A 17,009-nucleotide genomic window follows, 5' to 3' on the forward strand; every position below is an offset into this window, starting at 1 on the left:
TCAAGGAGACGATCTGCTATGCAGCTTGAGTTGAATCGACGCAGCAAGGTGCCGATGTACCGGCAGCTGGCCGCCGAGCTGCGTGAACAGATCGTCTCCGGCGCGATGGCCGAGGGCTACCGCCTGCCTCCCGAACGCGAGCTGTCCTCACGTCTCGAAGTCAATCGCACCACGGTGTTGCAGGCGTATCAGCAGCTCAAGGACGAAGGTCTTATCGCCTCCAAAGTCGGCAAAGGCACGTTCGTGCTGCCGGCTGCCTCCGCAAGCCGAACATCGCACACGTCAAACAGTGACTTCGGGAATGCAATAACGCGAACAACACGATCGTCGGCAGAAATGGGAACATCGCAAGCCTCCTCTTCCGGCGACGTAGAACGTGCTACCTCCACTGATTTCTTGACGACAGACCAGGGCAGCAGCTCTGCGGCGGTCCATACGATTCGTGAAAGCCGTTCGGTTCAGGGCCCGGAACCAACCGTCGTGCGTCCGCCATGGTCGGTGTTGTTCTCTGATTATTCCAACCGGTTTACCTACCATGACATCGCCTCGGCCGAGCGGGCGCAGCGCGGCGACACCATTATTGACTTCGCCACCGGTTCGCCGAACCCGGCGGATATCCCGGACGATCTGCTGCGCAAGGTCAGCATCGAAGCATTCGAATCGCGGGAATTCGACGGCCAACCGGAATCACCTATCGAGGGATTCGAAGAGTTGCGTGCGCTGCTTGCCGAACATATGCGCGCACGAGGCGTACAATGCGGCGTCCGCAACGTGATGGTGCTCTCCGGCTCCGAGCAGGGCATTGACCTCATCGTGCGTGCGTTCATCAACCCCGGCGACTGCGTGCTGGTCGAACAATCCACGTTCTTCCCGGCATTGCAGACCTTCCGTTCGGCGGATGCGCGCATCATCGGCGTTCCAGTGGACGAGCACGGTATGCGTACAGACCTGTTGGATGGGTATTGCGCGCGATTCCGGCCCAAGCTCATTTACACCGTCCCGACATTCCAAAACCCTACCGGTACCACGCTGCCGCCCGAACGACGCAGCGAACTCATCGACGTGGCGCGGCGCTATCAGTGTCTGATCGTGGAAGACGATGCTTACGGCGATTTGTGGTACGGCGGGGAATCGTCTGACGCACATCGCCCCATACTGCTCAAAGGCATGGAGAATGCGGGATACGTGATGTATTTGTCGACGTTCTCGAAAACCGTCACTTCGGGCCTGCGCACGGGATGGGTTGTGGCCGACCCGCATGTGATCAACCGGCTGGCGGCTCTGCGGCGCATGGTCGACCAGCATACGAGCACGTCATCGCAGCGCATCTGTCTGGAACTGCTTAAAGAAGGCCGCATCGCCGAACATTTGCGCGGTTTGATCAAGGCTTACCGCATTCGACGAGATGCAGCAATCGCAGCATTGGAGCGGTATGCGCCGGATGAAGTGTATTGGACCGTGCCTGCAGGCGGCTACTATATTTGGGTTTCCTTACCGGACGGCGTGCGCTCTCTGGATGTATTGGAATCCTGCCGTTCCCAAGGCGTCACGTTCATGCCGGGCAGCGTGTTCGACGTTGACGAAATGGATGATTCCCATATTCGTCTCAACTTTGTGCGCCCGGATGCTGCTGACATTGATACCGGCATTCGAATCATTGGCGAGACGATAGCACAGATGTAGCCAAGTGACTGGCTCATTGCGGTTGTCGAGTTTTTTGATGGCTGCATACCCACATCGATGGGTGCATTCGACGAATGAATAAGCGAGGAAGCCATCATCAGTTCGCTGTGGCATGCGCATAGCGTTGTCGGGCGAACGGGGCAGACCACGTGGTCGTTGCGTGACCTGGCCGATCGAGCCGGCATCGCATTGCCCCTGGCGTAGTGGCGAGGTGGCGCAGTAACGAGTCACGCCATCGCGAGCCGATGATGCGAAATGCGGAACCGGTCGCGGCCATCAACGGCTATCATACATGCGGAAGCAACGATACGTTGGCGTCAGCACATCCATCTGACTCCAGAAAGGGACACGATATGACCACATCCTCCGTTTCGCCGGTGACCACTGAACTGGCGGGCAGCGAAACCGGCATCACGTTTATCATTCACGCCGGAGCGGGCAGTCGTGGCAAGCACAGCACGCCTGAACGCATCGCCCAGGTCGAACTTGATCTGCAGCGCGCCCTCGATGCCGGATACCAGTTGTTGGAATCCGGAGCACCGGCGCATGAGGCTGTGGTCGCCGCCATCCACGTCATGGAAGACGCTCCCGAATTCAACGCCGGCCGTGGTGCCGCCCTGACCAGCGATGGCATCGCCCAGATGGACGCCTGCCTGATGACCGGCGATGGCGAGGTCGGTGCGGTCACCGGCGTAAGCACCGTGAAGAACCCGATCGATGCGGCGCGTGCCGTCAAAGAGCAGACCAAGCATGTGCTGTTCGCGGACCCGACCGATGCCGAGATCGCCGATTGGGGCGTCGCGACCGAAAGCAACGAGTACTTCATCACCGAACAGCGTCGTCAGTCCTTGGCCGAGGCTCAGTCCGGTGGCGATGAGTGGGAGAAGCATGGCACCATCGGTGCCGTGGCGCGCGATGCCGAGGGCAATATCGCCGCCGGCACGTCCACTGGCGGCATCACCAACCAGATGCACGGTCGTGTGGGTGATTCGCCGCTGCCTGGTTGCGGCACGTTCGCCAACCAGTCCACGGTGGCGGTGTCCTGCACCGGCATCGGCGAGGCGTTCATCAAGGTGGTCGCCGCCCATCAGGTGTCGGATCGTGTGCGTTTCTCCGGCGAGAACGTCGAGGATGCCGCGACGGCCACTTTGGACGAAGTCGCCGCGCATCATGGCGATGGCGGCATGATCGTTCTGCCGGCGGTCGGCCGTGGCGTGGTCGCCTACAACAGCGAGATGATGAACTTCGGATACCGTAGCGCGCAAGGAGGTAAGGTGCAGGGCTGATTGCCCCCTGTATTGCGGCATATATCATAATGGCCGGTGTGCTGCGGATTCTTGGTAAGGAATCCGCAGCACACCGGCCATTCATGTATGCGGCAAGTGCCGCCGATCAGTGCGGCAGTGCGCGCTACTTGGTGATCGTGTTGTACGTGGGCATGTTCGTGTAATCGAACTGCACGTTCTTCACGTTCTGTGCAGACACGGCGGCGAAACGTTTGACCGGGAATACTGGGGTAATACGCAACTTCATCGCTCCTCTTCCTCGAATGAAACTGTGTTCCATTGCTATGAGCCAGCCACGTACGGTATTCGTGTCTGGCCTGCCACACAATGATGCAGCCGTATATACGGGCACAGCATTGCGCGGCAGTTCATTGTATGGAAGACATGCAAACTCAATGTTTCCTTGTCCAAATAAAAAAACGAGCGCGGCTGATGTGCGGCACCGGTCCAAAAACTCATGTCCGCCAGCGCAACGCGACTACGTACCTTATGCTGGTCTGCGCGTAAAATAGAATGGCTGCGATATTGGGTTATTCACGGAGGAATGGATGCGACGCTGGCTGATCAATGTAGCCAAAAATGAGACGATTCTCATCGTCGCCGCAATACTCGCCCTGATTTCGTGTTTCATTGTGCCGCCGGACGCCGATTACAAAAGCTACATTCACGCCAGCACCATCAGCCAGCTCATCTGCCTGATGATTGTGGTGTGCGGATTCCAGCGTATCGGCGTGTTCCGCATCATCGGTTCGCGATTGCTGGAGAAGGTCAGCACCATGCGCGGACTGGTCATTACGCTTGTCGCTTTGACGTTCTTTTCCGCGATGTTCATCACCAATGACGTTGCGCTGGTCACGTTTGTGCCGTTCGCGGTGGCCGTGCTCATCATGGCTGGGCAAGAGGATAAGACCATCCTCGTGGTCACGCTGATGACCATTGGCGCGAACGTGGGCAGTATGCTCACCCCGATCGGCAACGCGCACAACCTGTATCTCAAAGCCCTGACCGGCATGCCGACCATGGAATTCCTCGGCATCATGGCACCGTATTCCGGCACGGCGGCCGTGTTGCTGGTCATCGTGATTTCCGTGGTGTTTGGCGGCAAACCGGTCGGCGACCTGGGCGACCTCGAAACCGGCGTGCTGGCTCCCGAGCGCAACAAACACCAGCCCGACGAGATTCGTATCACCGGCTACGGCGCCGGTTATGGCGGCTGGCGCACCATCGTCTACTCGCTGCTGTTCATCGTCTGCCTACTGGCCGTCTCCGACGTGATTCCCCTGTGGGTGATGTGCGTGATCGTGGTCGTCGTGTTCCTGTTCACCGATCGGCGCGTATTCAAATACGTGGATTGGGGACTGCCGCTCACCTTCTGCATGTTCTTCATCTTCATCGGCAACATGAAGCGCGTGCCCGAATTCTACGAACTGGCGCGCTCGCTGGTCGGCGGCCATCCGCTGGAGGTGGCGGTCGGCTCCAGCCAGGTCATCAGCAATGTGCCCACCACGATTCTGCTTTCCGGCTTCTGCGACCAATGGCGCGATCTGATCATTGGCACCAATTTGGGCGGCATGGGTACGCTCATCGCCTCGATGGCCTCGCTTATTTCTTACAAGAACGTCGTGCGCCAATACCCGCACAAGAAAGGCCGGTATCTGGCCGTCTACTCCGCCGTCAACGTTCTGTTTTTGGCCGTATTGCTGACCTTGAGCTGGATCATCGAGCCGAGTCTCTGAGCCGCCGTTGTGGGTTGGGCCGGTCTACCGCGCGTATACGGTGGGGGAGCCGGTCAGTCGGCTCATGGCCGACTGCGGGATGTCGTGGATGCGGCCGATGGTGGCATCCAGCGTGGATACGCCGGATACGCCGTCTGTGTTGGCTGTGTTGGCTGCAGAGGTGATGCTGGATACGCCGACTGCGGACGATGATACGGCCGCAACCATCGGCTGACGATAGGCGTTGGAGTTGCGGGCCAGCCGGGCGAGCGCAGGGCGCTGCCTGCGGAACAGATTGATAAACATACCGCATACTCCTTCATCGTTGGCCGGCGGTCTTCTGGCCGCCGTGGTTTCCATCCTGCCCTCCCGTGCTTGTATTCGCTATGGGGGATAGCCCCTATTATTCCCTGAATCTGCACGATTCCCCCTCATCCTTGAGGGTGATTCTAACGGCAAAGGAATCGGCCTAATGGCCGATGTCGATCAGCGCGAAGCCACCAGCGTGACGCTGTACGGCTTGATCTTCATCGCCAGCAATGAAGACGGCGACGGCAATGTGTAAGCCCGACGTTCCGGCACAATCGCCCCCGAAGCCTCGCCGCGGTATCCGATAGTGGTTTTCGCCGTCGGACTGGCGCTTAACGTCGTCACCTCCAAACGCACCGGTCGCGATGGCGAGGCGCCCAGCCCGGCCAGTCCGCGCGCGATTTCCAACGTCACATCCACCGGGGAATCGGAGGTATTGACGATTTTGATGTAACGGCAGGCGTCATCCCCGTCATGCCCGGTGGCACTGACATACAGATGTTTGGCGGGGCGTGACGCGGTCTGCTCGATGGACACGGCATATGTCGTGTCGCCCAGATGCGTGGAAAACAGCCGCTCCACCTCATAATTCACCGTGGGGTTCACATGCGCCGGATTGAGTTCGATAAGATTCTGCGCCCACCCCTTAGCCGGGATATGCGCGAGCAGCGGTGCATAGGAGGTCATGCGCACCACGTCGGAATTGCGCTCGCAACCGGTCAGGAACGCGGCCTCGCCGAGTGCCGACTTCCACGTGTTCGCGCCCTGTTCGGTCTGCGGTTGGCCGGCAAAATAGCCGTTGGCTGAATATTCGCCGAAATAGACGCCGGCGCCGCAACGCGGGTAAGCGTCGAATCGTGACGCTTGGTATGCAAACCATTCGGGGGAGTGGTAAGAATGTTCGTCGATGATAATCGCGTCACCGGTGGCGGAATCATGTGCCCCGGAATCGGTTGCGGCCAACGCTCGCGCATGGTCCCAGCTGCGCTTCATCGCCGGCTGGAAGGGGAACAGTCCGGCGCTCATCACACACAGCATATCCGGGTATCGTTCATGAATGGCCTCGCTGATCATGTCAAACTTGGCCACGTAGTCAGCCCCGAAGTTTTCGTTGCCCACGCCGATCATGTCCAAGCCGAACGGCTCAGGATGGCCCATATCACGCCGGACCGCGGCCCACGAGCTGGACTCCGGATCGCCATTCGCGAATTCGATGAGGTCCAGGTAGTCCTGAATCACATTGTTGCGGAAGGTGGCCGAATTGATATCCATGTGGCGCGGATCTCGGCCGGGCGACTGGCATGCGATGCCGGCGAACAGAGTAGGCAGCGGCTTGGCCTTGAGGTCCTCGCACAGGCAGAAATATTCGTAGAAACCGATCTGATAGCTCTGCGAATAGCTGGAACCATCCGGCATCTTGAACGACCACATCGAATACTGTTGGCGTCGCGCGGCCAGAGAGCCGACGGTATCCTTCCAGCGATACTCATTGCCGGGCGTCACACCTTCGACGATGCAGCCGCCGGGGAATCGCAGAAACGCTGGATGCAACGCCTGAATGGTCTCCACCAAATCGCGGCGCAGCTTGCCGTAACGCCATTTCGGGTCGCCCGCGCCCCAATAGTCCGCATCCATGAACTGCACCAGATCCAGATCGAACGTGGTGCGTTCGCCGGCGTCAATGGTGATACGCAGCTTGCCGTAATCGGTGTTCAGTCCGGTTACGTCGGCGTTGAACCGGTACCAGCCGTCACGGCCGATGACGATGGCACCATCCGACGAATCCGGACTGATCGAAACGCCGGAATCCTGCGCATCGGCCCCATCGTCCTGCCTCAGACCGGTCTCTTCCGTATCGTCAAGCGGATCGGAGTCCACGATATACGACAATCGAGTGATACTGGTGAGCGGCAGGCCGTACCTATCGACCACGCCGACGGACAGCTCGGCCCGCCCATGAACCGGACGTACCGCGAGACTGACGGAATAGGTGTGGTCGGCGACGATGGAGAACGCGGGCTCGCCCCCGTTGTCGCCGCCTCCGTTATAGCCGAGGTTTTCCAGATATGCAGGGCCGGTTTCGGAAGGAACATCGGACGTGATGCGAGCGTATCGGCTATGTGCGTGAATTGGCGGGGCGGGGCAGTCGGTGGTCACCCGCTGGCCGTGAATCCCGCGTATCTCACTGCCAAGGCCGGCGGCGGAACAGTTGATGAAATCCCAGAAACGCAGGGAATCAGCCTGCGTACGCCACCGTTCGGCACCGGCCATACGCCACGTGTGATGGTCGAGATAAACGCCGTCAAAACTGTAGTTGTTCACCATGTTGGCGTTCAGCCCGCCATCCGCACCATGGTTGATGTCCTCGAAGAACACGCCGTACAGTCGCCCGCTTGTGTGATGGGTGGGGCTTCCCACGCTAATCCGCACCATGGTTTCGATTGTAGAGGGAATGGAGCGGAAAGGTAAACGGAAGAGTTCGCTCACCGTTCATGTTGCGGTCAATCCAAGTCGACTGTTCGCCGGTATACAGCCGGTAACCTCGAAACAGGAATGGAAAATACGGACGACTAGGAGCGCGGCTGTGCAATCCTCGGTGGGAATACGTGAGCGCATCGACCACGTGTATCCGTCGCTGCGTCCGGCGGAGCGCGCCGTAGCCCAGTATATTCGGAATCATATCGAGGAGGCGGCCGACCTGACCGTCGGTCAGATGGCCGACATCGCCCACGTCAGCCAGCCGACGGTGATTCGGTTCGCCCGCAAGCTCGGCTTCGGCGGTTACCGTGAACTGCGGTACGTGTTGCGCAACCCGGCCGCCGAACACAAAGTGACCTTCAATCCGCTGGCCGGATTCGATCTGAATCCGTGGGATGGCGAAGATGAGATTCCCGGTAAAGCGGCCGATGGCGCGAAGGCGCTGATCGACGAGCTGCACAGTGCGTTGGACCCCAAGGCCTATCGCAAGGCGGTCGCCCTACTCGCCGAATCGGAGTTCATCGACATTTTCGGCGTGGAGAATTCGTTGACACCGGCGATGGATCTGTTCACCAAGCTCGGCTACCTGGGACTGACATGCCGTCTCAATACCGACGCTTACCTGCAGCAGATCGGTGCCGGGCACCTGCCCCACGGCGCTGTGGCCGTCGCCTTCTCCCATTCGGGCAGTTCGGCGGATACGGTCAAAGCGTTGCGATTGGCGAAGTCGCATGGCGCGAAAACCATCGCCATAACCAATGCCATCGGCGCGCCGCTGGCCAGCTGGGCCGACGTGACGTTGCTGACGGGTCGTGATTCGCACACGATCTATGGCAATGCGATTTTCTCGCGCGTGGCCGATACCGCGCTCGTGGACATGCTGTACATGGGCGTGATTCTGTCCGACTATGGCCGGTTCTCCACCGCGCTCGACGAATCCGGTCGCATGATTCGCGACCGCGTATTCGAGAACTGAGCTGCTGCTTTATCGCGCCTTGGGCCGTATTGCTCTGGTCGTTGCTGCTTGGGTTGTTGACGATTTGGTCGTTGTCGCCCTGGTCGCTACCGTCCTGAGGCATGTGCCAGCGAATACGTAGTGGACTTGGCGTGCGTATGACGTTCGATCTTGCCGCTCAACTCCAGCTGGTCCAAGAGCTGCGTCATCTGATCCTTGTTCAGGCCAAGCGCTTTCTGCATGGTTTTACGGCTGAGCTTCACACCGCGGAACGCGAGGAAATTGAGCGTGAACTGTTCCAACGTTTGAGGCGACGGTTCCAGCGTTGCCGTATCAAGCGGGCGGGTACTGGCCTGATCGTCACCGTCCGGGCGTTCGCCGAATCCACTGCCGAGAATCAGCGTCTGCAGTGGCGCGCAGCCGATGATGCGTGCGCCGGCCAAAGCATCTGCGGCGTTATCCGTCATGCGCTGAATCGTGGGGAATGAGTACATTTTGGCATGCTGTGCTTCGTCAGTGGTGCTGGGCGCGGCGGAAGCATCGGCATCGGTCCGATGCGAGGACGCGGCCTCGGCCGATACAGGGATAGGCAGTACCATTGCCACCGAAGTGGGGCCCACGCGCAGTTGCGGACTGACCGCGCTCTGCGCGTAGGCGTCCATAATGCGTTGAATGCCGGTACCGCAGTTCTCGCAGAGGCCCAAATCGGCGAACAATTCAGCCAAACGCGGGGTGCGTGGCTGGCATACGCCGTTGAGTAGATCGTTGATTTCCAAACCATCGGTCAGGCCGCCGAGCGACACGATTTCCAAGCGGGAATCGAAGATATTGATCAGTGTGGGGCCGGAGTACGTGTAATCGCGATGTTCCAGTGCGTTGACCAATGCTTCGCGCAGGGCTATGGCCGGGTATTGGCCGGATTCGTTGATGCCGTTCAGCAGGGCGCTGGCTTGGTCGAGCTGGCGCAGCACCGAGCCGGTGAATGTGTGACGTTCGCGAATGGCGTTTTTGCCATTGCCCTCGAAAATGGTGGCCTTGATAACGAACGGGCATTGGTTGGACAGCAGGGTGGCAAGCGACGATTCGGTGGTGCTGGTGAAGGTGTTGTTGGTGCCGGTGTTGGTGATGCTGCCGGCGGGGACATTACCGGCATCGGCAGAGACGGATGCAGCCATGTTGGTCACAACCGGGCTTTCCCAATCCTTGCCTTCACTGGCAAAACGATCCTGTGCGTATGTGAAAGTGAGCTCACCGCTATCGCCTGCGACGGTCTGGCCCGATGCGGCGTGATCTACGTTGCTCTCCGTTGTCCCCATATCGCCGATGGTACCGGTGCAAGCCGACGTTACGCCGAGGTGTTTTACACCCCTACGGCTAGACTTACACGAGTTTGGCCCCGTAGCTCAGCTGGATAGAGCATGTGACTTCTAATCTCAAGGTCGACGGTTCGAGCCCGTCCGGGGTCACGATGTAATAAGCCCTTGGTCCCTCATCGTTTGTGAGGGGCAGGGGCTTTTGAATATTATGCCGGTCTGGGTCCGTCTGGAGCCTGAACTGTCGACCTTGAGATTAGAAGTCACATGCTCATCACCACCATCCGGGAACACCCTTAAGGGGTGCGTCTCCTGCATAACGGCTATACTCTGACTTGAGATGTGCTGAATAATAACCAGCTATCGCGCGTCCGCCAATGGCGACGAACGAGGGAAGAAGGCCCGTGCCACGAGCAATCATCGAGGTAAGAAACCTACGCAAGGAATACCCCGTCGAGGATGAGACGGTGGTGGCGCTTGACCGTGTCAATCTCAGTATCCCGCAAGGCCAGATCTGCTGCATTTTCGGCGAATCCGGCTCCGGCAAATCCACGCTGCTCAACCAGTTGGCCGGCATGGAAAAACCGACGCGCGGCGGCGTGAGAATCGGCGGCGTACCCGTCAGCAAACTCGACGAGCGTGAGCTGGCGGCCTTCCGCCAGAAGCATCTTGGCTTCGTATTCCAGTCGTACAACCTGCTGCCCAATCTGACCGCGCTCGAAAACGTGGCAATGCCGCTGATGTTCCGCGGCGTGCCCAAGGAACAGCGCGAACGTGCGGCGCGTGGCGTGCTCACAAGGGTCGGTCTGGGACATCGTCTCAGCCATTACCCGCGCCAGATGTCGGGCGGCCAACAGCAGCGCGTCGGCATCGCCCGGGCGTTTGTGACCAAGCCCGAGGTGGTGTTCGCCGATGAGCCGACCGGCAACCTTGACTCCAAAACCAAAACCGAGGTCATGACGATGATCTGCGCATTCGCCCATGACTTCAACCAGACCATCGTGCTGGTCACACACGATCCGCAGATGGCCTCATACGCCGACCGCATTGTCACCTTGCTCGATGGCCGCATCACCAGCGATCGGCTCAACACCGACCTTTCCCGCCCAACTGTTCCGTCCACGCCGTCCGCCCAAAGAACCCAAGGAGTTGACCGATGAAGCACCTCTCCCACCGCACCATCGCCATCATCGTCGCGTTGCTCTCCACGCTGTCACTGGCACTTGCCGTCATCTCCCTTCCGCACCAGGCGTACGCAGTCGACGGCACAGACGGCACAAGCGGCACGAACAGTACGTCTCAGGGAAGCGACGGCGATTCCGCGCCAATCGCCGGCCCGGTGCCGAACATCATCGTCACCAACTTCACCTATGGCGGCGATTCCGTGGCCGCCGGCGCCGATTTCAACCTCGACTTCACCTTCCAGAACATGGGTCAGGTGGCGGTGACGAACATGGTCATCACCGTGGACGGCGGCGAGAGCTTCGCCATCGCGGGAGGCACGAACACGTTCTACGTCGACGCGCTGTGGGGCGGTTACGCCATGACGCAAAGCGTGCCGATGCAGGCGCTCGCCTCCGCGAAAAGCGGTGCCCAGCCCGTGACCGTGAACTTCCGATACGAGTATGTGGACGCCAGCGCCCGCTCCTCAAGCCAGTCCGATGTCAAGATTTCCGTGCCGATCAGTCAGCCTGACCGGTTCGAAATCAGTGATCCCGTAGTGCCCGACCAGGTGATCGCCGGTCAGGAAAACACGGTCACGATGGAATATGTGAACAAGGGCAAAGGCGATATCGCCAACGTCGAGGCCACGATGGAGGGCGAAGGTTTCGATGCCACGATGAAAACCCAGTACGTGGGCAATGTGGCTTCCGGCGCCACCGGCACGATTGGTTACGCCTTTACGCCGCACGCGTCAGGCGAGCTGAAGACCACGCTCAAAGTCACGTACGAGGATTCCGACGGGCAGACCAAAACCAAGGAATTCCCGCTCGCCATACCCGTAACCGATATGCAGCCGGTGGATGATTCCGACATGGCCGATCCGAACATGGACCAGAGCGCCAATCAGGGATTGCCGGTGCTGGTGTATGTGGTCATCGTCGTGATCGCCGTGGTCATTATCGTGGTGATTGTGCTGCTCGTGCGTCGCCGGCGCAAGCAGAAGGCCAAGAAGAACGATATTGATGAGGACTGGGATGATTGGTCCGAAGGCAAGGATGATAAGACCGATACCGACGTGACGGATGGTGCTGCGGCAGACACCGCTCCTATTGCACCAGCCTCACCAGCCTCACCGGCCGGCCCGTCCCACAAGGCCTGAAAGGCCCGACCATGCGATTCGGCGACATACTGCGGCTTTGCAGACAAAACCTATGGCGGCGTAAATCCCGTACGATTCTGACCGTGCTGGGCGTTATCGTCGGCTGCTGCTCGATTGTGCTCATGGTCTCTTTGGGCCAGGGCATTAACGAGCAGAACGAGAAGATGCTCAAATCGATGGGCGATCTGTCCATCGTCACCGTGTACACCAACGGTTATGCCGGTCCGATGGGCGGTGGCGGTTCGTCCGAGATGGGCGATACCAAGCTCGACGACAAGGCCGTGGAATCCTTCCGCGCGATGAGCGGCGTATCCGGCGTGACGCCGATGATGAACTTCCCTTATAACGTGACGGCCAGAGCCGGCGCGGGCGGCCGTTACCTCTACGATTACGTGCAGATCATGGGCATCGACATGACCCAGTTCGACCAGATGGGCTACAAGCTCGTCGGTGGCGAGAAGCCGGTCAAAAAGGATCAGGTGCTTGCCGGCGAATGGTTCGCCTATGGTTTCATGGACACCCTGAAGAACGGCGAACAACGCACCAGCACACGCGGCGGTCAGTATTCCTCATGCACGTTTGACCAGACCACCGGCCAGTGCGAGGAAGACCAGGACGAGGATCCGTTCTTCGATCCGCTCGCCACGCAAATCAGTCTGACCACCGGCACCAATTATCAGGGCGACCAGTACACCATGAACATGTACGGCGGCGGTGGCGGCACAGGCGGTGCGGGTGGCAACACCGCGGGTCAGTCGGAAAACGTCACCTTTGATGTGCGGGCTTCCGGCATTGTGGCGGGCGACTACAACAAAGGCTATGCCACCTCCGACGGTCTGGTCATGGATTTGCAGGCGTTGAAGGAACTGGCCGCCAAAGTCGATCCAGCCGCCGCCAAAAAAGCCACCGCCTATAATCAGGTGCTGGTCAAGGCCGCCGACCTCAAGTCCGTGCCCGAAGTCGAATCACAGATCAAAGCGTTGGGCTACGAGACCTCCTCCTATGAAGACATGCGTAAGTCGTTGGAAGAACAGTCGCGCGCGATTCAGCTGATTCTGGGCGGTATCGGTGCGGTTTCGCTGTTGGTTGCGGCCATCGGCATCGCCAACACAATGGTTATGTCCGTAACCGAGCGCACGCGCGAGATCGGCATTATGAAGGCGCTTGGCTGCTACGTTCGTGACATTCGCGTCATGTTTCTTGCGGAGGCCGGCGCGATCGGATTCTTCGGCGGATTGGTCGGCTGCGTGCTGAGCGGACTGATATCGCTGGGCATCAACGTTGTCGGCGCGTTGTATGCGGGCGGCATGAGCGGCGGCATGTCTGGCGGTATGGTCAGCGGTGCAGGCGGGGGCTCCGGCGACGGTACCGGTGGCGGAACATCTATCTGGACCATACTCTGGCAGGCGATAGTTGGTGGCGAGAATGTGACCCGTTATTCGGTGATTCCGTGGTGGCTGTTCCTGTTCGTCGTACTGTTTTCCACGCTGATCGGCTTGCTGTTCGGCTTCGGCCCGGCCAATAAAGCCGTTAAAATCCCGGCCCTAGACGCCATCAAAAACAACGAGTGATCGCCTCTGTCACCTGCTCCACCGTTAGTCCATAACGTTCGTTCAGTTCGCCCAGCGGCACGCGGTCGGTAAATTCCTTGGCTGCGCCGAAGTTCAGCACATGAGGATTACGGCTGCCGTCCGAGACATGATGATTCGCATAATATGCGGTCACTTTCTCGCCCCAGCCGCCTTCAAGCTGCCCGTCTTCAAGGGTGATGACCTGCTGGTGGCCATCACGCAACGACTCCAGTACGTCTGAATCCAGCGACGTGCACTGGCGCGGGTCGATAACCGTTGCCGTGATGCCATAATCGGCAGACAATGCGGCGGCCGTCTGCTCCGCCAACGGATACGCATTGCCCAGTCCGATAATCGCGACGTGCGAGCCCGTCTGATTGACCCGCCAATCCAGCATGTGACGCACACCGGCACGCTGAGCCGTTACGCTAACGGTCCCGCGGACTGTTGCGGCAGATATGCCCCCGCTGGCGGAGCTGACGGAGACTGGCAGCGAAGTTGACTGGGGGCGGTCAGCGATCTGCCCACCCGTCACCGGCAGCAGCGTCGCATCCCGTTCCGCCGCCAGAATCGCCTCGCCCGGCACTCGAATCACCGCCGGACCAGCAGGGGCGTCCGCCGAACCGGCCGGCGCGGTAGCCCATGCCAGATCAGCCAGATAGTCGCGAGCCGAAGTCGGCACCAGCATCGTAACCCCTGGAATATTGGAGAACATCGTCACGTCATATGCGCCGGAATGCGTATTGTCCGAACCGGACAGGCCGCCCAGAAAATCAAGTACCGTGACCCGCGAACGGTTCAGGCTCATCTCCTGGAAGAACTGGTCGTACGCGCGCTGGAAGAAGGACGCCGTGGTGGCCACCACCGGCGTGCCACCCGCCCGTGCGATGCCGGCAGCGTACGCCACGGCATGCGATTCGGTGATGCCCGTGTCCACGTAATGTGCGCCCGCGCGCTCTCGGAACTCATGGGTGATGCCGTTCGAGCCCGGCGTGGCGGGGGAGATGACCACGAGTCCTGGCTCGGCGGCGAAACGCGGTTCGAGCGCGGCCATCGCCATTTTGCCGTAATGCTTGCGCGGATCGTCCGGCTTGCCGATTGCGGCATCCGGATTCTGCCAATGCGAGGCCTCGCACTGGCCTTCATGTGGTTCATGGTCGGACAGGTTGCAGTGATCCGAATGCCACGGCTCGCTGTGGTTCACGTTATCGGTGGGGTGCACGCCGGTGGGGGAGTCGAGTGAGACCGGTAAGGTCGAGGCGTTTTGTTGATTGGCGTGAGTCTCCTCACTGTCATATCCCGCGCCCTTCAACGTATGAATATGGACCACCACCGGATGATCGATGCCGCGCACCTCTTCGAAGGCCGAGACCAGCGCGGCGACGTCGTTGCCGGATTCCACGTACCGGTAATCCAAGCCAAACGCGTTGAACAGATTCGGCTGGGCGGTGCCACCGGACGCGCGCAGGCGGGCGAGCGGACCGTACATGCCACCGAAATCGCCGGCAATCGACATCTCATTGTCGTTGAACACAATGATGAGATTGCCGCCCTGCTCAGCCGCGTTGTTCAGTCCTTCAAACGCCACGCCCGAACTCAGCGAACCATCGCCGATCACGGCGATCACATTGCCGATGCCGCTGTTCGGGCCTTCCATATCGCGGGTTTTCGCCAAACCGCAAGCCAATGAAATCGAGGTACCGGTGTGACCGAGCACGAACTGGTCGTGTTTGCTTTCGTCCGGATTGGTGAAGCCGGTCACCTCGCTGAAACGGTCCGGGTCCAGATAGGCGGCGGCGCGGCCCGTGAGCATTTTATGCACGTAGCTTTGGTGGGATACATCGAACACGATGCGGTCACGTGGCGAATCGAATACGCGGTGCAGGGCCACCGTGGCCTCCACCATGCCCAGATTGGAGCCGATATGACCGCCGTGTTGGTGGCCATATGCCAGCAGCGTGGTGCGAATCTCACGGCAGAGTTCGGCGAGCTCGTTGGGGGCAAGGGCCTTGACATCGGCCGGGCTGGCAATGCGGCTCAGCAGATGGGAGTCGTCGCCATGGGAAGGGGTAATGCTCGGGGGTATGTCGTGAAGGCGTGCGGTCCTCTCGGCAGCGCCGGAGACGGCGAAGGAATCGCTTGAATCAAATCCGTTTCCTGACGCGCTGCGCATACCCTCGAATCTCCCTTCGCTAGTCTTTCCGAAGTTGAATGCTAACGCCCGGCATTGTCCGAGGTCCACATGACGAAGCAATGCCCCCAACATCTCCGTAAATGGGTGATTCGTTCGCTGCGCGATGTGGGACAATGAATGCGGTAATTCCTTTTGATACCAAGGAGCGCGCAATGAAGGCCGTATACGCATCCACCGTCAACCATGCCGATCCGCTTGCCGCGTTGGCAGTGGGCGAGCAGCCCGAACCCCAGGCCCGCCCGTTCTGGTCGACCGTTTCGGTGCGCGCGGTGACCGTAAACCATCACGACGTCTGGTCGCTACAGGGTGTGGGTCTCGCCGCCGAACAGACGCCGATGATCCTGGGCACCGATGCCGTGGGCATTCTGGACGAGGACATCCCCGGCAAGCATGGGCTCAAGGCCGGCAGCGAAGTGGTGCTGTACACGTTCGTCGGCACCGATGGCGCGGGCGTGGCCCCGGGCGAGCGCCGCACGATCCTCTCCGAGAAATATCCCGGCACGATGGCCGAGAAGACTTCCGTGCCGTCCGCCAACGTGTTCGCCAAGCCCGCAAGCCTCACCACGGCTGAGGCGGCCGCACTCGGCACCAGCTGGCTGACCGCCTACTCGCTGTTGTTCGATGCCGCCGGCATCAAGCCGGGCGACTCCGTGCTCATTCAGGGCGCGGGCGGCGGCGTGTCCACTGCGGCCATCCAGCTCGCCCATGCCGCCGGTCTGGAGGTGTTCGTCACCTCGCGCGACGCGGACAAGCGCTCCAAGGCGCTGAAACTTGGCGCGAACGCCGCGCTGGAGATCGGTGCCCGCCTGCCGCGCAAGGTCGATGCGGTGATCGAGTCCGTGGGGGCGGCCACATGGGGCCATTCGGTGCGGTCGGTGCGTCCCGGCGGCACCATCGCCATCTGCGGCGCCACCACCGGCGACCAGCCCGGTGCGGAGCTCACGCGACTGTTCTTCCAGGACATTCGCGTGCAGGGCTGCACCATGGGTTCGCGCGAGGATTTCGCCCGGCTGCTGCGCTTCGTGGAGCACGCCGACCTGCATCCGGCGATCGACTCCGTGGTCAGCGGGTTGGACGCCGCCCCCGAGGCGTTCGCCAGAATGATCGCCGGCGACATGTTCGGCAAGATCGTTATTGAGCTGTAAGCCTCACAGAATTATGTATTGAGAACGATTCGCTGCG

The 17,009-nt window shown here is 60.3% G+C and carries 13 protein-coding genes and 1 tRNA gene; 9 read left to right on the forward strand and 5 right to left on the reverse strand.

The window, feature by feature from the left end:
- Positions 1-18 precede the first annotated feature (18 nt).
- The gene (locus BLLJ_RS02400) at positions 19-1,683 is read left to right on the forward strand and encodes an aminotransferase-like domain-containing protein (RefSeq protein WP_013582435.1); all 1,665 of its coding nucleotides are present in this window, start codon (positions 19-21) and stop codon (positions 1,681-1,683) included.
- A 353-nt stretch (positions 1,684-2,036) separates the two neighbouring features.
- Entirely contained in the window at positions 2,037-2,969 is a 933-nt protein-coding gene (locus tag BLLJ_RS02405; protein ID WP_013582436.1) for an isoaspartyl peptidase/L-asparaginase family protein, read from the forward strand.
- A gap of 124 nt (positions 2,970-3,093) precedes the next feature.
- On the opposite strand, the gene BLLJ_RS11505 is transcribed toward BLLJ_RS02405, so the two are convergent.
- Entirely contained in the window at positions 3,094-3,216 is a 123-nt protein-coding gene (locus BLLJ_RS11505; RefSeq protein WP_007053676.1) for a hypothetical protein, read from the reverse strand.
- Positions 3,217-3,517: 301 nt separating this feature from the next.
- Here BLLJ_RS11505 and BLLJ_RS02410 point away from each other — a divergent pair, with 301 nt between their 5' ends.
- Complete coding sequence (locus tag BLLJ_RS02410) at positions 3,518-4,705, forward strand: anion transporter (RefSeq protein WP_007053675.1); 1,188 nt, start codon at positions 3,518-3,520, stop codon at positions 4,703-4,705.
- Positions 4,706-4,729: 24 nt separating this feature from the next.
- Here the strand turns inward: BLLJ_RS02410 and BLLJ_RS02415 are convergent, their stop codons facing one another.
- Positions 4,730-4,990, reverse strand: a complete 261-nt coding sequence (locus tag BLLJ_RS02415) for a hypothetical protein (protein WP_007053674.1) — start codon at positions 4,988-4,990, stop codon at positions 4,730-4,732.
- A 180-nt stretch (positions 4,991-5,170) separates the two neighbouring features.
- Positions 5,171-7,426 (reverse strand): alpha-L-arabinofuranosidase C-terminal domain-containing protein, encoded by a 2,256-nt coding sequence (locus BLLJ_RS02420; protein WP_260457765.1) that lies wholly within the window; start codon positions 7,424-7,426, stop codon positions 5,171-5,173.
- A gap of 151 nt (positions 7,427-7,577) precedes the next feature.
- On the opposite strand from BLLJ_RS02420, the gene BLLJ_RS02425 reads away from it, so the two are divergent.
- Positions 7,578-8,447 carry a MurR/RpiR family transcriptional regulator gene (locus BLLJ_RS02425; protein ID WP_013582438.1) on the forward strand — a complete coding sequence of 290 codons (870 nt, stop codon included), beginning with the start codon at positions 7,578-7,580 and terminating at the stop codon, positions 8,445-8,447.
- Positions 8,448-8,533: 86 nt separating this feature from the next.
- Here the strand turns inward: BLLJ_RS02425 and BLLJ_RS02430 are convergent, their stop codons facing one another.
- Positions 8,534-9,742, reverse strand: a complete 1,209-nt coding sequence (locus tag BLLJ_RS02430) for an ATP-binding protein (protein ID WP_015713385.1) — start codon at positions 9,740-9,742, stop codon at positions 8,534-8,536.
- Positions 9,743-9,818: 76 nt separating this feature from the next.
- On the opposite strand from BLLJ_RS02430, the gene BLLJ_RS02435 reads away from it, so the two are divergent.
- The 4 genes from BLLJ_RS02435 to BLLJ_RS02450 all read left to right on the forward strand — a co-directional run bounded on the left by BLLJ_RS02435 (position 9,819) and on the right by BLLJ_RS02450 (position 13,633).
- A tRNA-Arg gene (locus BLLJ_RS02435) sits at positions 9,819-9,892 on the forward strand.
- Positions 9,893-10,143: 251 nt separating this feature from the next.
- Positions 10,144-10,899, forward strand: a complete 756-nt coding sequence (locus BLLJ_RS02440; protein WP_013582439.1) for an ABC transporter ATP-binding protein — start codon at positions 10,144-10,146, stop codon at positions 10,897-10,899.
- On the forward strand, positions 10,896-12,062 hold the full coding sequence (locus tag BLLJ_RS02445) for a COG1361 S-layer family protein (protein WP_007051243.1): 1,167 nt from the start codon (positions 10,896-10,898) through the stop codon (positions 12,060-12,062). Before BLLJ_RS02440 ends, BLLJ_RS02445 begins: the two co-directional genes overlap by 4 nt.
- 11 nt (positions 12,063-12,073) lie before the next feature.
- Positions 12,074-13,633, forward strand: coding sequence for an ABC transporter permease (locus tag BLLJ_RS02450; RefSeq protein WP_013582440.1), 1,560 nt, complete (start codon positions 12,074-12,076; stop codon positions 13,631-13,633).
- Here the strand turns inward: BLLJ_RS02450 and BLLJ_RS02455 are convergent.
- Entirely contained in the window at positions 13,617-15,806 is a 2,190-nt protein-coding gene (locus BLLJ_RS02455; RefSeq protein ID WP_013582441.1) for a 1-deoxy-D-xylulose-5-phosphate synthase, read from the reverse strand. The genes BLLJ_RS02450 and BLLJ_RS02455 overlap by 17 nt on opposite strands.
- 173 nt (positions 15,807-15,979) lie before the next feature.
- Here BLLJ_RS02455 and BLLJ_RS02460 point away from each other — a divergent pair, with 173 nt between their 5' ends.
- The gene (locus BLLJ_RS02460) at positions 15,980-16,972 is read left to right on the forward strand and encodes a zinc-binding dehydrogenase (RefSeq protein WP_013582442.1); all 993 of its coding nucleotides are present in this window, start codon (positions 15,980-15,982) and stop codon (positions 16,970-16,972) included.
- Positions 16,973-17,009: the final 37 nt, after the last annotated feature.

Source organism: Bifidobacterium longum subsp. longum JCM 1217, assembly GCF_000196555.1.
GTDB lineage: Bacteria > Actinomycetota > Actinomycetes > Actinomycetales > Bifidobacteriaceae > Bifidobacterium > Bifidobacterium longum.